This window comes from Phycisphaeraceae bacterium (assembly GCA_020851465.1).
In the GTDB taxonomy this organism is placed as follows: Bacteria; Planctomycetota; Phycisphaerae; order Phycisphaerales; family Phycisphaeraceae; genus JADZCR01.
In genome coordinates this window covers 219,138-238,518 of the sequence record JADZCR010000002.1, presented here as the reverse complement: position 1 = coordinate 238,518, position 19,381 = coordinate 219,138, and the positions used below count along the sequence as shown (strand labels likewise).

Here is a 19,381-nt window from a genome sequence, read left to right as displayed (position 1 = left end):
TTTTTTGTGAACTGCGGAGATGATTTATTTAACCTGCGGAATACCTCGTGGCTCGTCATACCGCTATAATTGCTACCGAATGTCTTCGTGTGATCTGCATATGCACTCAACCGCCTCCGACGGCACGCTCGCGCCCGAGGCGCTCGGGCCGTTGGCGGCTTCGTTGGGAGTGCAGGTCATTGCATTGACGGACCACGACACCACGCAGGGACTTTGCGATTGTGCACAGGGGTGCGAGGCTGCGGGTGTTACGTTCGTCCCCGGTATCGAGCTTTCGGCTGACATTTTAGCTCTGCGCGTCAAAACCGAGGCTGATAAAAAGCTCGGCACGCTTCACATCCTGGGTTTATTCGTACGCCACGATGATCCCCAACTGCACACGATCCACGAGCGACTGCTCATTGCTCGCAGGGATCGGAACCCTCAAATCGTCCGCAAGCTCCAGGAACTGGGCGTCAAAATTGATTACGACGAGGTTCGTGAGCTGGCGGCGGCCTCTGGCACGGAGATCATCGGCCGCCCGCATATCGCGCAGATCATGGTGAAAAAGGGTTATGTCAAAAGTAATCAGGATGCGTTTACTAAGTACATCGGCGAGGGAAAACCTGCTTATGTGCGGAAAGACACTCTCTCACCCACGCACGCCATCGAGGCGATACACCACGCCGGCGGCTTGGCGATATTAGCGCACCCGGTGCAGCTTCGATGTCGTGATGAAGATGAGCTGATCCACTGTGTCACACGACTGAAATCGTTCGGTCTTGACGGCATGGAGACACGCCACAGCGAACACACTCCAGCCGAGGTCGAACAATACACCAAACTCGCCCAGAATCTCGGCCTTCTTATCAGCGGCGGAAGTGATTTCCACGGCACCCGCAAGCCGGTGAAGCTCGGCAGTCAGAACATCCCCCTGGAGGTGTACGAGAAACTGCGTCTGGCGCGAGAGAAACGAAATTGACTCGCCCCGCTCGGCCCACCCACGCTGGGTACCTTTGGCGAGTCAATCCTGCCGTTGCTACAATCCGCCGACGCTCAGCTGGCTCAGCCGGCCTTAATCCGAGATTTTCATGATCGAGCAATTGGCGCAACAACTGGCCGTTCACCTCGGCGTCGATTACGCCCAGTACGGCATCTGGCTTGTCATCCTTATCAAGGTACTCATCGTCGCCACGGTGTTTCTCGCGGGAATCAGCGTGATCGCCATGTTCAGCATCTGGTGGGAGCGTAAAGTCGCCGGCCACATGCAGGGCCGCTACGGCCCGATGCACGTCGGCGGCTGGCACGGCTGGTCTCAGTCGATCGCCGACGGTATCAAGCTCATCCTCAAAGAAGACCTCATGCCCACCGGGGCGGATGCCTTCCTTTTCCGGCTCGCGCCTTATCTGGCGTTCGCGCCGGTATTCGCGGCGTTTCTGGCTTTGCCGTTTGGCCCGCAGTTTATTTTTGAGTCGCGGCTCAATATCGGCGTGTTGTACGTCGTCGCGGTTCTCTCGGTGGAAGTTATGGGCGTGATCCTCGCCGGCTGGGCGAGTAATTCCAAGTGGTCGATCTACGGCGCAATGCGAGAAGCCTGCCAGATGGTCAGCTACGAGATTCCGTTGGGAATCTCGATCATCTGTGGGCTGCTCGTCGCTGGTACGCTCGACCTTGTGGAGCTTGGCTATCTTCAGGGTGCTGGGATCTGGGACTGGTTCGTCTATCACAATCCGTTCGTATTCGTGGCTTTCCTTCTCTATTTCATTTCGAGCCTCGCAGCCAACAAGCGGGCACCGTTTGATCTTCCAGAATCAGAAAGTGAACTGGTCGCAGGATTCCACACGGAATACAGCGGGCTGCGTTTCAGCTTCTTTTTCTTTGCTGAATACGCAGGCATGTTCATCGTCGGCGGTATTCAGGCGGCTCTCTTTTTAGGCTCATGGACGAGTCCGCTGGGAATTTTCGATCCGATTTATCACGCGCTGGGTTATGATCCGATCCACGCCGGTCAGCAGTTCTTCAATGGTGCGATCACCGCGGCTCACGGCTGGGAGGCGACTTCCGCTGCCATGGGTCTGGGCGGCTCACCGGTCAAGCTGCTGCTCCTGAATTTTTACGGCTTGTTCTGGTTTGTCATCAAGGCGATGAGCATGGTCTTCATCCAGATGTGGCTGCGCTGGACGCTGCCGCGCATCCGTATTGATCAGGTGCTTTACGCCTGCGTGAAGGTTCTGCTCCCTGCATCACTGGTGATGTTTGCGGGTACGGCCCTGTGGGTGTGGCTGGTCGATTCACCCTCGGCATATGCTCCCTATCAGCACATCACGCCGACCCGTCTGGCGCATCTTGTGAGCAATGGGTCCTGGCTCCAGTTCACCACACAGATCGTGCTGACCGTGATCGGTGTGGCGACAGTCGCCGTCGCTGCCGGTGTGGTTTTCTGGGCGTGGGTTCACCGCCGCACACAGCCGCCGCAGAGCTTCTTTCCCGATGTCATGCCTGTCGGTCAGGAGAGCTTCACGCCCGGCGACCGCGAAATCGGCCACACGAACTCACCGAAGCCGGCAGCAGGATAAATCGACTTGTAACAGGTCGAGAGACGTTCGCTGTTGGAACGGCGGCGACTCGACCGCCCATATTCCGTTGACGATTGGCCATGCAGATTTCCCACCCCTACACCGATCTGACCGGCGGCCAGTGGCTGCGCGGTAATCTCCACGCTCACTCGACCCGCAGCGACGGCGAGCGCACTCCACAGGCAGTCATCGACGACTACGCAGCACGCGGGTACGGCTTCCTTATGTTGTCCGACCACGACATTCTCTCGTCGCGCGATGAGTGCGCCGAGTGGAGCCGGCGTGGGATGATCCTGATTCCGGGCAATGAGGTCAGTGCCTTGGGGCCGCACCTGCTGCACGTCGATGCCGACCGTTATGTCAAGCCGTCCCGTTACCGCCAGGAAGTGCTGAACCAAATCAACGCCTGCGGTATAGGGTCTGAGTCGAACGGGAAGCGCGGCCGTGGTTTCGCCGTCATAAACCATCCCAATTGGCACGGCAATTTCGACCACTGCTCGATCGAACAACTCCGCGAGTGGACCGGTTACATCGGCGTCGAAATTTTTAATGGCGTGATCTGTCGGCTTGAGGGCAGCCCCTACGCAACCAACAAGTGGGACATGTTGTTGAACGAGGGCAGGAGGATCTGGGGATTCGCCAATGATGACAGCCACGCCGCCAGCGGTGACGTCGAGCTTGGCTGGAATACGGCCTATGTCAAGGAGCGCACGCTTGACGGCGTGATCGACTCACTGGTCAATGGCCGTTTCTACTGCTCGACCGGAGTGACGATCTCCGGCATCCACGTCAACGGTGACCGTATCCGCATCGAGACGGAAAATGCCCAGCGGATCGTCGCGTTGAAAAACACAGCTCAGCGATTTGCGGTCGCCGACGCATCATCGATTGAAGTGACGGTTCCGCCTCGCAGCAAGTATGTACGTTTCGAGTGTTGGGGGCCTGGAGAGAAGTTCGCTTGGACGCAGCCGTTTTTTATTGACGACTCGCCGTCTTCCCGCGGCGGAAAGGGGCGTGGATTCATTCCGGAATGGCGGGTGTCCAACCTGCTGGAAAACCGATCCATGACCGATGCGCGTCCGGATGCGGTGACGGCCCATAATCTCAAGGTCAAGACAGTCGCTGCTGCTCCGCCGGGTGATATTGCCGAGGGCTTTGTCGATGCGCGTGAGCAGATCGCCGGCCAGCCGGGGTTGGTGTATTTCGCGGCAAACGTGTCGAGCGTGACAGATCGCCGCGCGACACTTACGGTCGGTTACGACGGCCCGATCCGCATATGGATCAATGGCGAGCAGGTCTTTGACGGTCCGGGAACCAATCCCGCTCATCCTGACAAGCTTGCACTGCACATTCCGCTCAAGCGCGGCAGCAACGATCTCGTAATCGTGCTGGACAGCAATGGCGGCAGGGCGTGGGGTATTTTCGGCCGCATCGACTGAATTACGGAAGCAGATGGTTTTTCGCTGCTTGTTTTACCCCGCAAAGTCGGGATAGCAACCCGCATTTTCGACTGCTGCATGTGTCCGGGTGAGGGTTCGCGTCAGAGCAGATTGGCGAGTGTCGCGTCACCGGCCTTCACCTGTTGAGCCATCGAGAGGTCATCCAGCAACGACCAGCCGGGAATCTTGTTTCGATCCGCGGAAGATTGCTCGTCAACCTGCGTCTGCATTGCAATAGTGCGGCTCAGGTCGAGCAGGCGTGTTACTGGAATTTTTTCCGGTGGCATCGCAAGCACATATCCGACATCGCCATCGCCGCGTAGCTGTGTGGAATGGATCAGTCCTGCGCCTTCGAGACTCTCCGCCAGCCCCGCTACCACGCGAGCGGGAAGTGTGAGGTCATGGGCGACCTGCTCACGTGTGACAGTCCGACCATCGACAAATGCCCGTCCGATGACCCCCATCATGGGAATCAGCCAGCGAGGGTCGTAGAAATGGTCGTGCTGAGCGTGGGCAGCAGCGTATTTGAAGTTGCCGCTCTTCATCACCTGTAACGTGTAGGACAGCACCAGGCCGAACAGCACGATCAGCCACGTAATGTAGATCCAGAAAAGAAAGAGCGGCACCAGCCCCAGAGATCCGTAGATCGCAGAATAGGGCACAGCCTTGCGCACGTAGAGCTGGAAAAGAACTTTTCCCGCCTCCCACAAAATCGCAGCGACGAAGCTGCCCATTAATGCCGGCCGCCAGCGGACCTTGGTGTTAGGCATCAGCCGGTAGAGCAGGAAAAGCAGCAGCCAACTCGCCAGCAGAGCGGTGCATCGACTTAAGAGCTTCAGTGCGGTCGTCAATACCGCGCCGACATAAACGATGAAGGAGTTGCTGTCCGTACCGCTGCTGGAGCTGAGCGTGGAGGTGCTTCGGAGGCTTTCCACCGTCAGATTAAACTTCTGCGAGAGATAGAGACTCACGAATAGCAGCACGGGTCCGAGCGTGATTGCCGCCCAGTAGATCGTGACGCGCAGGTGCCACGGCCGTCCGCGCGGGGCGTTGTAGATCGTGTTAAAGCTTGATTCCAGTGAGATCGCTAATCCAATCGCCGCCCAAATAAAGAGGACCAGTCCGATGGCACCGATACTCTTGAGGCTGACGTTGGAGACCTGATCGGTCAGACGAGAAAGAATGATCTGCACGCCTTCACGGGCACCTTTTTTTTCCTCGGCGGTATCGAGTGAAGGATGCGCAGCAGGGTGCGTGCTGACGGGTGCCGTCAACTCCGGGCTAGTTGCGCTGTGGGTCGCAGCAGGGGTGTCCGGGCTGTGGTCGTTCTCGTCATAGGTGATCGAGGAAAGCCCGCTCCAGGCGAGGATGCGGCCCTGAAGATCCTGAGCAGCTTTCTGGGTGTCGAAACCGCCAAACCCTCGGAAGACAATCAACGCCAGCACGAACATCGGCACGAGGCTGAAGATCGTGCGATAGGTCAGCGAGGCTGCCATCTGATCGGCGCTGTCATGCCTCAACTCACCGATGCAGTGTCGGGTGAAGTCGTAGAGGTAGCGAAGGCGACCTGCCCAGGTGGATTCACCAAAGAACCATTTGGAAAGTCGGCCAAGGAACGCGGGCAATCTCATGCCGTGCCTCGGGGGTGGTTATCAGGCAGGATCATATCCGCAACCGCCCCACGGGTGGCAGCGACCGATCCGCCGCAGTCCGCGCCATCCGCCGCGCCATGGGCCGTATTTGCGGATGGCATCAATCATGTACTGGCTGCACGTCGGATCATATCGGCAGTGACCGCCGAGAAAATGCCCCAGCGTCGCACGATACACATAAACCAGAAAGATCAAAATACGCGACACGAATCCCACCCGTCGAGTCACTGTTTCGGGAATCGGATCGCGTGTTTCCATGGTTTCATCACACGTATGGGTAAGACTCTCAGCAGGCCTGTCGCTGTTGCTATGCCGACCGCCGCGCCCATTCCAGGTGCAGGGCCCGCATCAGCGAAAGGAGCATTCGCTGATAGTCCGAAAGCTCAGCCGGTTTGTGCGGCCTGACCACCACCACTACATCGTAGCCACGAAGCCAGTCGTGCTGGCTGATGCGAAAGGCCTCACGGATCAGCCGTTTGACGCGGTTGCGGGCCGCCGCTGTACCGACACGTCGAGGCACGCTCAAGCCCAGCCGTGGATGGGGCAGATCGTTGGGTCGGGCGAATGCCGTCAAAGGACCAGCATTTTTTTTAACCTTCGCGTCGTAAACCGCCGCAAACGCCGGCGCGCCGTGCAATCGGTGCCGAGCGGTGAAACGAAGGGTTTTCGCAGCGGGTGGCATGGCTCAAGCATGACACGTTAACCACTGGAAGCAAGGCGCATCACTCATGTTTGTCCGCTGCCGCGCTGCCGAAGGTGATCTTGGGCCATCCGATGCTTGGCTCTGCGCGGTTTGTTTCGTCGAGTCGGCGACGGTGTGCCGAGAGCAAATCGCTGCGTGTCAGGATGCCGACCAGTTGATCGGGGTTTTGCCGTGAGATCACCGGCAAGCGTCCGATGTCGTGGCTCACCATGTGGTCAGCCGCTTCGCGGAGTGTGCAATCGTCGTAAACGACGACCGGAGGCCGTCGGATCAGCTCACGGATTTTCCGGGAGTTTTCAGTGCAGCAGGCGTCGATATCACGTCTGGTCACCACTCCCAGAAGCAAGCCGGTTTCATCAAGCACGGGAAAGCCCTGATGCGTGGAGCCCTCTTCTCCATTGGCTCGCCAGGCCATCACGTGCGCCACGGTATCGTCAGCCTTGAGTGCGATGACGTTCTTGGTGCAGGCATCGCGTACGCTCACCTGATTGAGAAAGTCCGCGACGTATTCGTAGGGCACTCGTGTGCCGCGACGTTCCACTTTTTCCGTCATCAAGGTTTCGCGCATGAGCAGGCACGAGACCAGATATGCCGCGGCGCAACCCAGCAGCAGCGGGAGCAGGCCGTTGGTCTGGAACGTGGATTCAAAACCGAACACCACGGAAAAGAGCAGTGCCCGTGATGCACCGGCGAACATGGCGGCCATGCCGACCAGCGCAGCGATGCGCGGATCCACGCCCGCATGAGGCAGCAACCAGGCGATGCCTGCCCCGATGACCGCGCCGAATCCGCCGCCGATCGTAAAAAGCGGAGCGAGCGTCCCGCCCGACGTACCGCTGCCTAATGCCACAGACCAGGAAATCAGCTTGAGCACCGCCAGGATGAGCGCCGCCTTGACGGGGAAAGCATCATCCTGCCAGAGAATGTGTTTGATATTGATGTAACCGACGCCGAGCGTCGCCGGCTGAAAGTAACCGATGATGCCGACGATCACCGCACCCATCGCCGGCCACCACATCCAGTGGATCGGCAGATGTTCAAACGCGGATTCGATCCAGTGCACGCCGCGCGTGACAAAGACCGAGATCAGTCCGACAAGTGCGCCGATCGCCGTATAAAGTGCCAGCGCGCTCTGTGTCGGAGCGGCGATATCCGGCATGGAGAAGATCGCTTCGCTGCCCTCGAGCATCACCCTCAGCCCGGAAGCGACAGCCGTCGCCAGCACCACCGGAATCAGCGAGCGAGGCCGAAACTCAAAGAGCAACACTTCGATCGCCAGCATCACTGCAGCGATGGGTGTGCCGAACGTCGCACCGATGCCCGCCGCCGCCCCCGCCGCCAGCAGCGTTTTTCGCTCCAGCGCGGTGACGCTGAAAATCTGACCGATGTAGGAACCCAGCGCACCGCCGGTTGAAATCACCGGCCCCTCAGCCCCGAACGGCCCGCCCGTACCGATGGAGATGGCAGCCGAGAGCGGCTTGAGCCAGGTGATGCGCGGCGCGATGCGGCTGCGGCTGGTGAGCACTTTCTCCATGGCCTCCGGAATGCCGTCGCCGCGGATGGCTTCATGACCGAATCGCGCCATGAGGCCGATGACCAGTGCGCCGCCTACCGGCACGAGGATGACCCATAGCCCCAGCGTGTGGCCGATGGGTGATGCCTGCTTGTTAAAAGCGAAGTGCTGGTGAAATGAGACGTTGGTAATCAGCCCGATCAACGCGAGCATCGCCTGCGCTACGAATGCTGAAACCATCCCCAGCAAAGCTGCGATCACGGAAAAAAGCAGCACGCGGCGGTCAATCAATGCCGCTGGTGGCGGCGACTCCACCCGACGCAGCAGCGGGCTTAAGGAGGTCGCAACAGGGATTCCACCGGTCATTGAATCGGTTGAACTCGAAAGGGCGTTCTTGTCTTTTTCCATTCGGTGCGGGTGATTTGGAGGGTTAAGTGCGGGTGTGATGATGCGGCCGGCAATTGTCCCGGTCGGTCGATCGGAATGTATCAGTTTAGGGGTATTATCCGTCGCGAGCAAAGCGCTGGGGTCGATAGATTCCCCAAGCGGCGGCTTCACAACCCTCGCCACGACCCCGAAATCAACTCGTTACCGCTTGCCCGGAGCCGCTTCAACTGCGCGACCGGGCGGAACATTCATCGGCTAGTTTGCGGTATCGAGCGTAAACACGGTCGTACAGTTTCGTAGCCGCTCGATGAGGGCGCACAACGATCGGCTCGCGCCCGCGGATCTTTTCATCAGCTCGCGCCATCGCGTGCATGGCAGCGGCGGCAGAGGTGAATCCAGTCACGCGCTTACCCGCCGCAAGTGTGCCGAGAATGGCCGCACCCAGAGCCGGTCCCTGCTTCGAGGGATGAATGATGATGTTCTGGCCCAGCACATCAGCGTAAATCTGCACCAGCAGCCGGTTGTGGTGCGGCAGTCCCCCTGTGGCTACGAAACGTCGAACAGGGATGCCGCCCTCACGCAAGGTATCCGTAATCCAGCGGACGCCAAACGCCGACGCTTCGAGCAACGCGCGATAAAGATGCTCTGCCCCGTGGTTGAGCGTCACTCCCGTAAACGCGCCGCTGAGTGAGCCGTCCATCAGCGGGGTGCGGCAGCCGTTGAGCCAGTCCATGCAGAGCACGCCGTCACTGCCCGGCTGCACCGCCCCGGCCCGCTTATCCAACTGAGCAAAATCCTTCTGCCCCGTCAGACGGCGGAACCAGTCGAAAGCATCGCCCACTGCCGCCTGACCCGTTTCATATCCATAAAATCCCGGCAGGATTCCCCCTTCGACCACGCCCGCGACTCCCGGAATGAGCCGCTCAAGCCGCGAGTTGAGCATGTGACACGAACTGGTGCCCATGACCATCACCAGCGTGTCCGGCTCGGCGACACCCGCGCCGGGGACGCCCGCGTGCGCATCGATCACCGCGGCGCTGACCGGCGTGCCTTCACGCAACCCCAGCACCCCCGCCATCCGTGGGCAAAGTCCGCCCGCCAGCTCACCCGGTGCCATGAGTCGTCCGGGCATCTTGTCCGTGACCACGCGCGCCATTTTCGGGTTCAGTGCCGCGAAAAACTCGCTCGACGGATAGCCCGTATGGGCGTTCCACATCGCCTTGTAACCAGCCTGACAGGTCGAACGCGGCAATTCCGCGCCGACCTTTTCCGGCCCGACGAGCTGCCAGACGTACCAGTCGCCGCCTTCGAGCCAGACCTCAGCGGCGTCGTAAACGCGCGGTGCCTGCTCCAGCGTTTCGAAGATTTTCGGAAAAAACCACTCCAGCCCGACGATCCCGCCGTAACGCGACAGCCACGGCTCGTTACGTTCGCGGGCGATCTGATTGAGCCGATCCGTCTGGCTCTTGGCGGCATGGTGTTTCCAGAGCTTGGGCCAGGCGTATTTTTCAGAACTCAGCCGCCCGGTCTGACACAGCGGCGTGCCGTCACGCAAGGACGGCAGCATCGTGCAACTGGTGAAGTCCACCCCGATGCTCACCACCGCGCCGGCGTCAACGCGCGCCTGCCGCAACGCAGCGCGGACCGCGCGGCCTGAGCTGTCGATCCAGTCCCGCGGATCCTGCAAGGCGAAGTCGGGCGGCAGATCGTGCGCCGCGCCGGGCAGTCGCCGCGTGATCTGTCCGTGACGGTAGGGCGTCACCGCCGACGCCGCTTCCTCGCCGTCAAGCCCCACAAGCAGCGCACGCACCGATTCGGTACCAAAATCCAGACCCAGCGCAAGGGATGTCGATCGTCGCGGCATCGTGTTATCTCGTTAAGGAGTGCGGACGTGGTTTGATGCGCCGGCAGCGGCGGTCGAGCCGGCGGGGGACTCACTCATTTTCCCGGAGCGCTCAATGCTCTGCGCCATGCCGATACCCATGATGCACCCGGCGACGCCCACGGAGGCGTAGAAAATCGGCAGCACCTTGCACGTTCCCGGCAGGCCGGCCATGAGCTTGTTCGCGTAGAGCGCGCTCAGCAGACTTTCAGCAGAGTCGTAGCGCAGCATCGCAAAGACATACGAAATAATCGCCACCAATGCCGGGCTGAAGAGGATGCCGATGGGATTGCGCTGCGGAAAGAGGCTCTGGGCCGCCAGCCCGCCCGCGGTGAACGCGATGAGCACAGCACCGACGGCCTGCCCGGTGTCGGTGTTGCGCATGAGGACAAAGGTCAGCAGCGCGCCGACCGCTGCGCTGATTACCCCCGCCAGCAGCGCGGTCAGACCGGGCAGACGAACCCACGTGTTCGAGCCGAGGTGATCGTTAAACGCCAGCGCGGGAAATTTTTTCCGGATCGGCTCACGAAATTTCTGGATCAACAGGATCAGCAGCACGATCCCCGTCTGCCAGATCACCATTTCGCTGATGAGCGAGCCGTATTCGCTCGGCAGAGGTGAACGCCAGAACCAGCCGTCAACCGATCCCCCCATGCCTGCGAGTACCGCCAGCGACATGCACATGGCGAAAACCCCGGCGAGCGGATGACCCGTCGCCGAAGCGAAAATGGCGAGGACCACCGCCGGCAGCGACGCGACCAGCGCGATACCCAAAGCCGCAGGCATTGCGACCCGTGCGGAAAAGAGGCTGATACCCGTCGAGAGGTCATAGGGTTCGAGATACGGACGTGCCGCGAGGAAGCCCAACGCCCCCAGCAGAATGGCCCCGGCCAGGATCAGTCGTTGTCGCAGAGAAGGAAGCATCGGTTTCCTCAGAGGTTTGATATCGCCCCAGCCTGAGCCGTCGATTCATCAACAGCTAAAGCCACTCGATCAGTCGCGGCGCGAAATACGTCACGATCAGGTCCGCACCGGCACGGCGGATGGCGCAGGTCGTCTCCAGTGCCGAAGCCTTGAGGTCCAGCCACCCGCGCTGTGCCGCCGCGTGCAGCATCGCATATTCCCCGCTGACGTGGTAGGCCGCCACCGGCACACTCGTCGCCTCTCGCACCTGCCGCACGATGTCGAGATACGTCGCCGCAGGCTTGACCATCACCATATCCGCGCCCTGGGCCAGATCTGCTTCCAGCTCGATCCGCCACTCGCGGGAGCGCCGAAAGTCCATCTGGTAGCCCCGCCGGTCTCCGGTCTTCATTCCCCCTTCGCCTGCTTCACGGAAGGGACCGTAAAAAGTCGAAGCGTACTTGATGCTGTACGCGAGTATCGCCGTGTGAGGGTAGCCCGCCTCATCCAGCGCACGACGGATCGCGCCGACCTGGCCGTCCATCATGCCCGACGGCGCGACGACATCCGCGCCCGCCTGCGCCTGCACGACAGCCGTCTGCGCCAGTCGCGCGACCGTTGCGTCGTTGTCCACATCCGCGCAGGCGTGAGCCGAACCGCTGCGCTGCGTATCAGCCGTTGCTTCGCTCAAGATGCCGCAGTGTCCGTGATCCGTGTATTCGCAAAAGCAGAGGTCGGCATACATCACCGCGTCGATGCCCGCCTGTCGCACCTCGCGCAGGACGCGGTTCACCGGCGCCTCAGGTGATGAGGCATAGCTGCCTTGCGGATTTTTTTGGTCAGCGGGGGTGACACCAAAGAGCAGAAACTGCCTCAGCCCCAGCCCGGCCAGCTCTCGAATCCGGCTCACCGCTTCCTTGACGGGTAGCTGACTGACTTCCGGCATCGAGGAAACAGGCTTGGATTGATCCAGATTTGTCACAAATAGCGGATAAATCAGGTGGTTAGGATGAATAATCACATCCGCCACCGCGTCACGCAATCCCGCCCCGCGGCGTAGTCGGCGGGGACGATGCGGCTCATTGGGCTTGCTCGACATGGCAGCCATCATAAACCCCGCCGCTTGCTTCAGGAAAGTTATCCACAGGCGGGGTGGCCCATAATACAACCATTATCCAGATTCCTGTTGACTTGGATAAGTTACCCGGTTAGGCTTTTTCAGTGATACGTCTGACGATGTGCTCGAGTTCAGGTGACAGGGGAGCTGAGCATCAAAACCGATTTTCAGCGCGACGGATTAAGCCGATAATGTTGAATAGGACTAAAAATTAACATTCCCGCCTGCCGTTTTCGCGGCAGGGATGCTTGTTTCGTACGGGAATGCTAAAATTGCATACGTGGGGTGAACGGTTCACCTCACAAGTAAGGATGAACACGATTCGGAAGCAGGGCAGCATCACCGGCATCATCACATCAAATCGTCCGTCCTTGGAAATCAGTCTCGGTGGTCGAGACTTCATTTCCGGATCCGGAAGCCGGCCTTGTCTTCTACGTCGCGGATTCATCCTGGTTCTCTTGAGTCCCCTTATATGGGAGTTTGAATCATGCGAAAGATGAAGGGCTTCACACTGATCGAGCTGCTCGTGGTTATTTCAATCATCGCGCTGCTCATCGGCATCCTCCTGCCTGCTCTGAGCGCTGCCCGCCGTACGGCTCGGCAGATGCAAAACAGCACGCAGGTCCGCGGCATCCACCAGGGTATGGTGATGTTCGCCAGCGGTAACAACGAGTACATGCCCGGCCTCGACGGCACGGGCGCCTCGGTGGCCTCACTCGCCACCACCTCGACCTCGTACGGTGCAGCGGGTAACGGCTTTGCGGTCTCCAACCGTATCGCCCAACTGCTCAACGGTAACTACTTCACCAGCAACTACTGCATCTCCCCGGGCGAGACCGACACCGCCAACATCAAGACGGCGAACTCGGGTGTGAACGTCGCCATGAGCGGCACGGCGACTCAGGGTTACTCCTACGCCATGCTCTCCTTGGGCACCACCTCCTCGCTCGAAGGCGGCCACATGGCTGAGTGGAAGACCACCAACAACTCGCAGGCTCTGATCATGGGTGACCGCGTCATGACCGACGCGACCAACGTGACCTCGGTTGCCCAGAGCATCTGGACGACTGTCACCAGCGATTGGCGCGGCAGCGTGGTGTTCGGTGATAACTCCAGCCAGTTCATCACCACCGCCAAGGTCAGCCCGACCCGCTACGCCAACACCACCAACACCGGCGATGACTACCTCTTCAACAACGACACCGCCACCGGCACCGTCGCCGGCTACAACGCGCTGTTCGTCCGAGGTAACTGATCGCCCGTTGTCTGGGTCTGAAAACGTCTGAAGATGTCAGAGAATGTCTGAGGATGTCCGAGGATGCCTGAGAATATCAGAGGATGTTCAAGGGTATCCAAGGATGTCCGAAGAAGTCAGAGGATGTTTGAGGATGTTCAAGGATGACCGAGGATATCCAAGGATGTCCGAAGAAGTCTGAGGATATTTGAGAATGTCCGAAGATGATGTTGAAGATGTCTGAAGACGTTTGAAAATGTCTGAAAATCTAGAAGCGGCCATCCGAAAGGGTGGCCGTTTTTTTTGCGCCCGTCTCCTCGCCAGCGAGGACGAATTAAGCTCGGGAGGGTGCGGAATGGGAGGTGCGGAATGGGAGGGCGAGGCTCTGCCGAGCCGTCTGTGTTGGACGCACGAACAAGCTCGGCTGGAGCCTCGCTCTCCCGTGCGGCTGGAGCCTCGCTCTCCCGTACGTGAGGTCATTTCTTTCCCGTGTGCGCGCGTATCGCTCTCCCCGAATCATCAACGATCCCACGGGAGGGCGATTCTGTCTGGGAGGGCGAGACTCCGTCGAGCCGTTTTCCGCCAAGCCGTTTGTGTTGGACGCACGAACAAGCTCGGCTGGAGCCTCGCTCTCCCGTGCGCGGGGTCATTTCTTTCCCGTGTGCGTGCGCCTCGCTCTCCCGGAATTATCAACGACCTCGTGGGAGGGCAACGATTACCTGATGGGAGGGCGAGGCTCTGCCGAGCCGTTTGCTTTGCTCTGCTCCTGCTGCCGAACCGTCTGCATCTGAACCGATTTCCGCCAAACCGTCTGCTCTGCCGAGCCGCACATTTCACCGCTTACCTCTGCTCCGCACCGCGCGATTTGCCGAACCATCTTCGCGTTCCGCTGGACCATTCCGCTACGGTTTTGGCTGGGTGGCTGGTTGACTGGCGGGTCGTGTCGTCGCCTGCGGCGGCTCGGTGGGTTCGCCGCGGTTGAGTCGCTCTATTCGTATCTTTGCCGGCTCGTAATTCGGACTGAGCCGGATCGCATTTTTGACGGCCTCCATCGCAGCGACGCGATCTCCCTGGGCACTGTAAATATCCGCCAGCAACGTCCAGCCTTCCGGCGTTTCCTGCAACTTGATTGCCTGAGCCACCTGCTCGCGTGCCTCCGGGAACCTGCCCAAAGATTTAAGCGCAACAGCCATGTAATAGTGAGCATTCCCGTAGAAGGGGTCGCTCTGAATCGCCTTTTGAAGGAAATTGACTGCTTTGTCCAAGTCGTTTTTACCGAGGAAGGCGATGCCAAGATTGGTCAAAACCATTTTGTTGTCTGGTCTCTGGTTAAAGGCGACGCGCAGCACTTCGATCGCGCTGTCGTAGTCACCCTTGAGGATGAAAACCTGTCCGAGGTTGTTCCAGGCTTCGGGCGTATATGCGAAAATCTTGGTCGCTGCGAAAAACTCCTCCGCAGCTTTCTGGTAGTTGCCCTCGATCAGGTAGATCGAGCCGAGGTTGTTATGAGCGGTGCTGCTGTTGGGATTGACATCGATTGCATGGGTGAAGAGCGACTTCGAGTTGTACCAGTAGGAGACCTGAAGCCAGGTCACGCAGAGGCAGACAACGACAACCGCACCGAGCAGCAGCACGAGTTGCGAGGTCTTGATGCTCAGCCGCCGGATCAGGTCAGCTGCGCCCCAGATAATCATGATGAACAAGCCGATCTGCCCCACGTAGGAGTAGCGATCCGCGTAAGCCTGTGCGCCGACCTGGACAAGTCCGATGACCGGAACCAGGGTTCCGACGAAGAAGAACCAGCCCACGAAGAGATAGGGCAGCTTGCGAATGTAACGGATGGCGAGATAGGTCAGGGTGAAAAAGGCCGCCGAGGCTGCGGTGACTTCCCATGCTGACCATGTGGGGTCGAACAGGTAGAGACAGGTCAGGTTCAGCGGCACGAAAGTTTTGTAGATGTACCAGCCGTAGGCGATGATGACGTTGGTCAGTCGGTAGGCGACCGGCGTCGCTTCGAGAGAGTGGGCTGCGCCCGACACCTGCACCACCCGCCATGTCAGGTAGGACGACGCGATCAGCAACGGGAACATCGGCAGCTTTTCGAGAACGAGCCATAGCAGCTTGCGGGGCAGTTCCATTACCGGCGTGAGGTCAAAGCGTCGCAGCGGGCGGTAATCCAGCAGCAGCAGGATGAACGGCATGGTCACCAGCATCGGCTTGGACATGAGCGTCAGCGTGTAGAGCAGGAGCATCAGCAGATACCGGCCGATGTTCCGCCGTCGTGTGTACCAGACGTAGGAAATGATGGTCAGGACACCGAAAAAATTGCTGAGCATTTCCTTCCGCTCGGCAATCCATGCGACCGCTTCGACGCGCAGGGGATGGATGCCGCAGAGCAGGGCGAGGACGGCACATGGCCAGAGGCGGCCGGTCATCATCAGGGCCAGCCGGAAGATCAGCACGGTCGTCGCCAGGTGGAGGGTGAGGTTGACCGCCTTGGGTCCGATGGGGTTAAGCCCGAAAACCTCACAATCCAGCGCGTGGGAAAGCGTCGTCAGCGGGTGATACTGGCTGGCGGATTGAAACCCGAACGCCCAGTTGACCGCGTCGCGCGTCAGGCCGTGATTGATGTGCGGATTTCGGGTGATGAAAAGGTCGTCGTCATAGTTGACGAAATTCTGCCCAAGCATCTGCGCGTAGGGGATGAGCGTCAGCAGCACGAGCAGGATGCTGATGACCCAGGGCTTTTGCAGGTGGCGCAGCGCGCCGGCAGGCGGCGGGTTTAGCGTCAAATCCGGGGATGGCGGGTTTGCGGTCATAGAAAGTACTCAGAGCCTTGGTCCAGAACTCGTGCTCAGGCCGGCCGCCGGGCAAAAATCGCCAACGAACCGGCAAATCGCCGCAGCAGGGGGGTGGCCTCAAGGCCGCGACCGATCGCGCTGACCAGCGGGATCAGAGGCCGGGGCGTGGCCGGGTGCAGCCAGTCAAAAGCCTCGGCGCGTGCCTCCGTGAAACCGATGCGGGTCAGCAGTTTCACCAGCCGCCCGGCGACGAATGCGGTTTCATCCGGCGAGTCGCCGACGAGTTTCTTGATCCACCCTACGTTTTTTTGCAGGAAAATCTGCGGATTGAGCATGTTCGGCTCGGCGAAGCTGAATGTCCCGCCCGGCTTGAGCAGCGACAGGCACTTGCTCAGCGAACGCTCGACCTCCAGATGGTGCAGCACGGACGAGCCGACGATCGCGTCGAACGGGCCGTCGAGAGCGCAGTCCTCGAAAGACTTGCAGACGAAACGGACGCGGTCAGCCGGCAGGCCCCTCTGCTGCGCCAGCCGGAGCAGGTCGTCGGAAATATCGACAGCGACGATGGTCGCGCCGCTTTGGGCGAAGGCCTCGGTGAACAGACCCGTGCCGCAACCGATTTCCAGCACGAGCTTGCCCGGCGAAAGGCCGGCATTGCGGGTGATGATCGCGGCCCGCCGTTGGGCGCGGACTTTACCCGCAGGCGTGCCCCAGCCCCAGGTCAGCTCAGCTCCGTGCTCAACAAGAAATTTTCCGTGGGCGATCTCATGCTCGCCGCGAGCTGAGCCGCTGTTCGACGGCCCTGGTGCTGATAGATTTGGCGGATTGGTGGTGCTGGACATGCTCGTCCTGACTATTTCGGTAAGCTTACGTAATAGCTGATCGTGAATCAAAAACTGAGCAGGCGAAGCAGCGGAGATTCATGCGTTGACTCGAGTGCAGCAATCCATATGCGTTACGGCGATGGTGGTACTCAGCGCGTTGCTGGTCGGCGTTGTTTACCTGCCGTCGCTCGATGCGCCGCCGTTCTTTGACGATTTTGATTCACTCCTGGAAAACCCCACGATCCGCTCCCTCAATCCCGCGGTGTGCCTGCGCCCGCCGAATGACTCGTCCATGACCGGCCGACCGCTGGTCAATGCCACTTTCGCCATTCAATACGCGATTCACGGGCTGTGGGTTTGGCCATACCACGCTGTTAATTTTCTACTGCATCTGGCTTGCGGTTGGATTCTATTTGGAATCGTCCGGCGGACGCTGCGGTTTCTGGAGTCGGGACACGACGGACGCGACCTGCTCATCGCCGGCGGGGTGTCGCTCCTCTGGCTGGCGCACCCGCTCAACTCCGAAGCGGTGATCTACATCACTCAGCGCACCGAGCTGATGGCGGCCTTTTTCCTGTTTCTGACGCTCTACGCAGCCATCCGTGCGTGGGAAGACGCGGGCAGTGTCGGCTGGACATGGACCGCCATCGCGGCCTGCTGTCTGGGCATGGCCAGCAAGGAAATCATGGTCGCCGCGCCGCTGTTGATCTGGCTCTATGACCGGACGTTTGTCAGCGGAGGCTTCGTCGCAGCGCTGCGGCGATCAAAGCTCCTCTATGGCGGCATCTTCGCCAGTTGGGTCTTGCTCGTCCTGGTCGTCCTTTCGGGCCACCGTCAATCGAGTACGGGTTTTTCTCACGGCATCACATGGTGGCAGTATCTGGCTACCGAAAGCCGCATCCTGCTGTGGTATCTGCGGCTCTCCTTCTGGCCGGAGCCGCTGACGATCATCTATCCGAATCACATCGCCCGGTCGCTGGCGGGTGTCTGGCCATACTTGGCTGCGATGTCGGCACTCTTTGCCCTCACCGTGGTTTTGATCTGGAAAAAGTCCCCCGCGGGATTTGTCGGCGCGGTGTTTTTCTTCATCCTCGCGCCGACATCGAGCGTGCTGCCGATCATGTCGGAGATCGCCGCCGAGCGACGGATGTACATCCCGCTGGCGGGAATTGCCGCGCTGGTCGTGGCGGGGGGATACCGCATCCTGGAACGCAAGCAGGCGAGCTGCGCCAAGGCCGCCTCATGCGGCAGGTCGCTGCTGGTCGGAGTGTCGGTGTTTCTGGTCCTGCTCATCGCAGTGCTGGCCGTGGCGTCGGAACGGCGGGCGCGGGTGTATGACACCGATCTGGCATTATGGGAAGACGCGGTTCGCAAGTCACCGACCAGCGGCACAGCCTTGCAGAATCTCGCCGCGACTTATGGCGGTCTGCAACGCTATGACGATGCGCTGCAATACCTTCACAAAGCACTGGAGATGGCTCCGCGCGACTGGCGCATCTTCCGCTCGCTGACTACGACATGGATTGAGCTGGGCGACCTGAACAAGGCCAGCATAACCGCGCAAGCCGCGTTCGAGCTTAAGCCAAACGACTACGAAACGCATTGGCTGCTGGGTGAGGTGGCGGTCAACCGGAAGCAGTATTCCCAGGCCATCGCGCATTACCGGGACGCATTGCGGATTAACCCTAAATCCGCGAAGGTGCTCAACAGCCTGGGAGCAGCCCTTTTTGCCCAGACGCTTGGCGGGGCGACGCCGAAGTTCGCCGCCTCACCTGCCGCGACGCAGCCCAATGTGCAGATCGAAGAAGCGATCAGCTACTATCAGCAGGCACTGGCGATCATGCCGGACATGGCCGGTGCGCACAACAATCTGGGGACGGCCCTGGCGGTCGAGGGCAAGCTCGCCGAGGCTCGTGAACACTTCAAGCGGACGCTGGAGATCAACCCGTCCTTTGCCGATGCGCATCTGGGGCTTGGCTCGTTGCTGGCGATCGAGGGAGATTTGGGTAACGCCGTCGGACATTTTCGTCAGGCGGTCCATTACAAGCCGCATCTCTTCGCTGGGTACGTCCTGCTGGGCGATGCGTACCTGCAATTGGGCCGCACTGCCGCCGCCGCCGATGCGTATCGAAGCGCGCTGAATGAGGAACCCGACAACGCAATAGTGCATGACAAATACGGGGGAGCTTTGGCGGTGCTCAATCAGTTCGACGAAGCCATCATCCATTTTGAGAAGGCACTGGAGCTTGACCACACGCTGCAAGTGACGGCTCAGAAACTGGAGCTGGCGCGCAAGCTGCGCGACCGCCGCGCCGCTGCGACCCAACCGACAAGCCATCCGGCGGAGAAGTCCGCGCCTTGATGTCTGCGT

At 60.1% G+C, this 19,381-nt stretch carries 14 protein-coding genes; 5 read left to right on the top strand and 9 right to left on the bottom strand.

Annotated features, from left to right (window positions below; all coding sequences use genetic code 11):
• Window positions 1-100 precede the first annotated feature (100 nt).
• From IT444_03120 to IT444_03110, 3 genes are all read left to right on the top strand, one after another.
• Window positions 101-961 carry a PHP domain-containing protein gene (locus tag IT444_03120; GenBank protein MCC7191751.1) on the top strand — a complete coding sequence of 287 codons (861 nt, stop codon included), beginning with the start codon at window positions 101-103 and terminating at the stop codon, window positions 959-961.
• 109 nt (window positions 962-1,070) lie between these two features.
• Window positions 1,071-2,555 carry an NADH-quinone oxidoreductase subunit H gene (locus tag IT444_03115; protein ID MCC7191750.1) on the top strand — a complete coding sequence of 495 codons (1,485 nt, stop codon included), beginning with the start codon at window positions 1,071-1,073 and terminating at the stop codon, window positions 2,553-2,555.
• A gap of 80 nt (window positions 2,556-2,635) precedes the next feature.
• A complete protein-coding gene (locus IT444_03110; protein MCC7191749.1) occupies window positions 2,636-3,994 on the top strand; it encodes a CehA/McbA family metallohydrolase in 1,359 nt (452 codons plus the stop codon).
• 101 nt (window positions 3,995-4,095) lie between these two features.
• On the opposite strand, the gene IT444_03105 is transcribed toward IT444_03110, so the two are convergent.
• From IT444_03105 to hemB, 7 genes are all read right to left on the bottom strand, one after another.
• Window positions 4,096-5,625, bottom strand: a complete 1,530-nt coding sequence (locus IT444_03105) for a YihY family inner membrane protein (protein ID MCC7191748.1) — start codon at window positions 5,623-5,625, stop codon at window positions 4,096-4,098.
• 21 nt (window positions 5,626-5,646) lie between these two features.
• A complete protein-coding gene (gene yidD / locus IT444_03100; protein MCC7191747.1) occupies window positions 5,647-5,904 on the bottom strand; it encodes a membrane protein insertion efficiency factor YidD in 258 nt (85 codons plus the stop codon).
• Window positions 5,905-5,953: 49 nt separating this feature from the next.
• Window positions 5,954-6,328, bottom strand: a complete 375-nt coding sequence (gene rnpA / locus IT444_03095) for a ribonuclease P protein component (protein MCC7191746.1) — start codon at window positions 6,326-6,328, stop codon at window positions 5,954-5,956.
• A 40-nt stretch (window positions 6,329-6,368) separates the two neighbouring features.
• Window positions 6,369-8,228 carry a chloride channel protein gene (locus tag IT444_03090; GenBank protein MCC7191745.1) on the bottom strand — a complete coding sequence of 620 codons (1,860 nt, stop codon included), beginning with the start codon at window positions 8,226-8,228 and terminating at the stop codon, window positions 6,369-6,371.
• Window positions 8,229-8,472: 244 nt separating this feature from the next.
• Entirely contained in the window at window positions 8,473-10,113 is a 1,641-nt protein-coding gene (locus IT444_03085) for a ribulokinase (GenBank protein MCC7191744.1), read from the bottom strand.
• A 12-nt stretch (window positions 10,114-10,125) separates the two neighbouring features.
• Window positions 10,126-11,055, bottom strand: coding sequence for a hypothetical protein (locus IT444_03080; protein MCC7191743.1), 930 nt, complete (start codon window positions 11,053-11,055; stop codon window positions 10,126-10,128).
• 55 nt (window positions 11,056-11,110) lie between these two features.
• A complete protein-coding gene (gene hemB, locus IT444_03075; GenBank protein MCC7191742.1) occupies window positions 11,111-12,133 on the bottom strand; it encodes a porphobilinogen synthase in 1,023 nt (340 codons plus the stop codon).
• A 505-nt stretch (window positions 12,134-12,638) separates the two neighbouring features.
• Between hemB and IT444_03070 the strand changes: the two genes are divergently transcribed.
• Complete coding sequence (locus tag IT444_03070; GenBank protein MCC7191741.1) at window positions 12,639-13,406, top strand: prepilin-type N-terminal cleavage/methylation domain-containing protein; 768 nt, start codon at window positions 12,639-12,641, stop codon at window positions 13,404-13,406.
• Window positions 13,407-14,287: 881 nt separating this feature from the next.
• Here the strand turns inward: IT444_03070 and IT444_03065 are convergent.
• On the bottom strand, window positions 14,288-16,204 hold the full coding sequence (locus IT444_03065; protein ID MCC7191740.1) for a tetratricopeptide repeat protein: 1,917 nt from the start codon (window positions 16,202-16,204) through the stop codon (window positions 14,288-14,290).
• 35 nt (window positions 16,205-16,239) lie between these two features.
• Window positions 16,240-17,028 carry a methyltransferase domain-containing protein gene (locus IT444_03060; protein ID MCC7191739.1) on the bottom strand — a complete coding sequence of 263 codons (789 nt, stop codon included), beginning with the start codon at window positions 17,026-17,028 and terminating at the stop codon, window positions 16,240-16,242.
• 121 nt (window positions 17,029-17,149) lie between these two features.
• Here IT444_03060 and IT444_03055 point away from each other — a divergent pair, with 121 nt between their 5' ends.
• Window positions 17,150-19,372 carry a tetratricopeptide repeat protein gene (locus tag IT444_03055; GenBank protein MCC7191738.1) on the top strand — a complete coding sequence of 741 codons (2,223 nt, stop codon included), beginning with the start codon at window positions 17,150-17,152 and terminating at the stop codon, window positions 19,370-19,372.
• Window positions 19,373-19,381: the final 9 nt, after the last annotated feature.

Coding starts and splice junctions, on each gene's coding strand:
- IT444_03070 (MCC7191741.1), top strand. CDS start 12,639: ATGCGAAAGATGAAGGGCTTCACACTGATCGAGCTGCTCGTGGTTATT.
- IT444_03090 (MCC7191745.1), bottom strand. CDS start 8,228: ATGACCGGTGGAATCCCTGTTGCGACCTCCTTAAGCCCGCTGCTGCGT.
- IT444_03115 (MCC7191750.1), top strand. CDS start 1,071: ATGATCGAGCAATTGGCGCAACAACTGGCCGTTCACCTCGGCGTCGAT.
- IT444_03065 (MCC7191740.1), bottom strand. CDS start 16,204: ATGACCGCAAACCCGCCATCCCCGGATTTGACGCTAAACCCGCCGCCT.
- IT444_03060 (MCC7191739.1), bottom strand. CDS start 17,028: ATGTCCAGCACCACCAATCCGCCAAATCTATCAGCACCAGGGCCGTCG.
- rnpA (MCC7191746.1), bottom strand. CDS start 6,328: ATGCCACCCGCTGCGAAAACCCTTCGTTTCACCGCTCGGCACCGATTG.
- IT444_03080 (MCC7191743.1), bottom strand. CDS start 11,055: ATGCTTCCTTCTCTGCGACAACGACTGATCCTGGCCGGGGCCATTCTG.
- hemB (MCC7191742.1), bottom strand. CDS start 12,133: ATGTCGAGCAAGCCCAATGAGCCGCATCGTCCCCGCCGACTACGCCGC.
- IT444_03055 (MCC7191738.1), top strand. CDS start 17,150: ATGGTGGTACTCAGCGCGTTGCTGGTCGGCGTTGTTTACCTGCCGTCG.
- IT444_03105 (MCC7191748.1), bottom strand. CDS start 5,625: ATGAGATTGCCCGCGTTCCTTGGCCGACTTTCCAAATGGTTCTTTGGT.
- yidD (MCC7191747.1), bottom strand. CDS start 5,904: ATGGAAACACGCGATCCGATTCCCGAAACAGTGACTCGACGGGTGGGA.
- IT444_03120 (MCC7191751.1), top strand. CDS start 101: ATGCACTCAACCGCCTCCGACGGCACGCTCGCGCCCGAGGCGCTCGGG.
- IT444_03085 (MCC7191744.1), bottom strand. CDS start 10,113: ATGCCGCGACGATCGACATCCCTTGCGCTGGGTCTGGATTTTGGTACC.
- IT444_03110 (MCC7191749.1), top strand. CDS start 2,636: ATGCAGATTTCCCACCCCTACACCGATCTGACCGGCGGCCAGTGGCTG.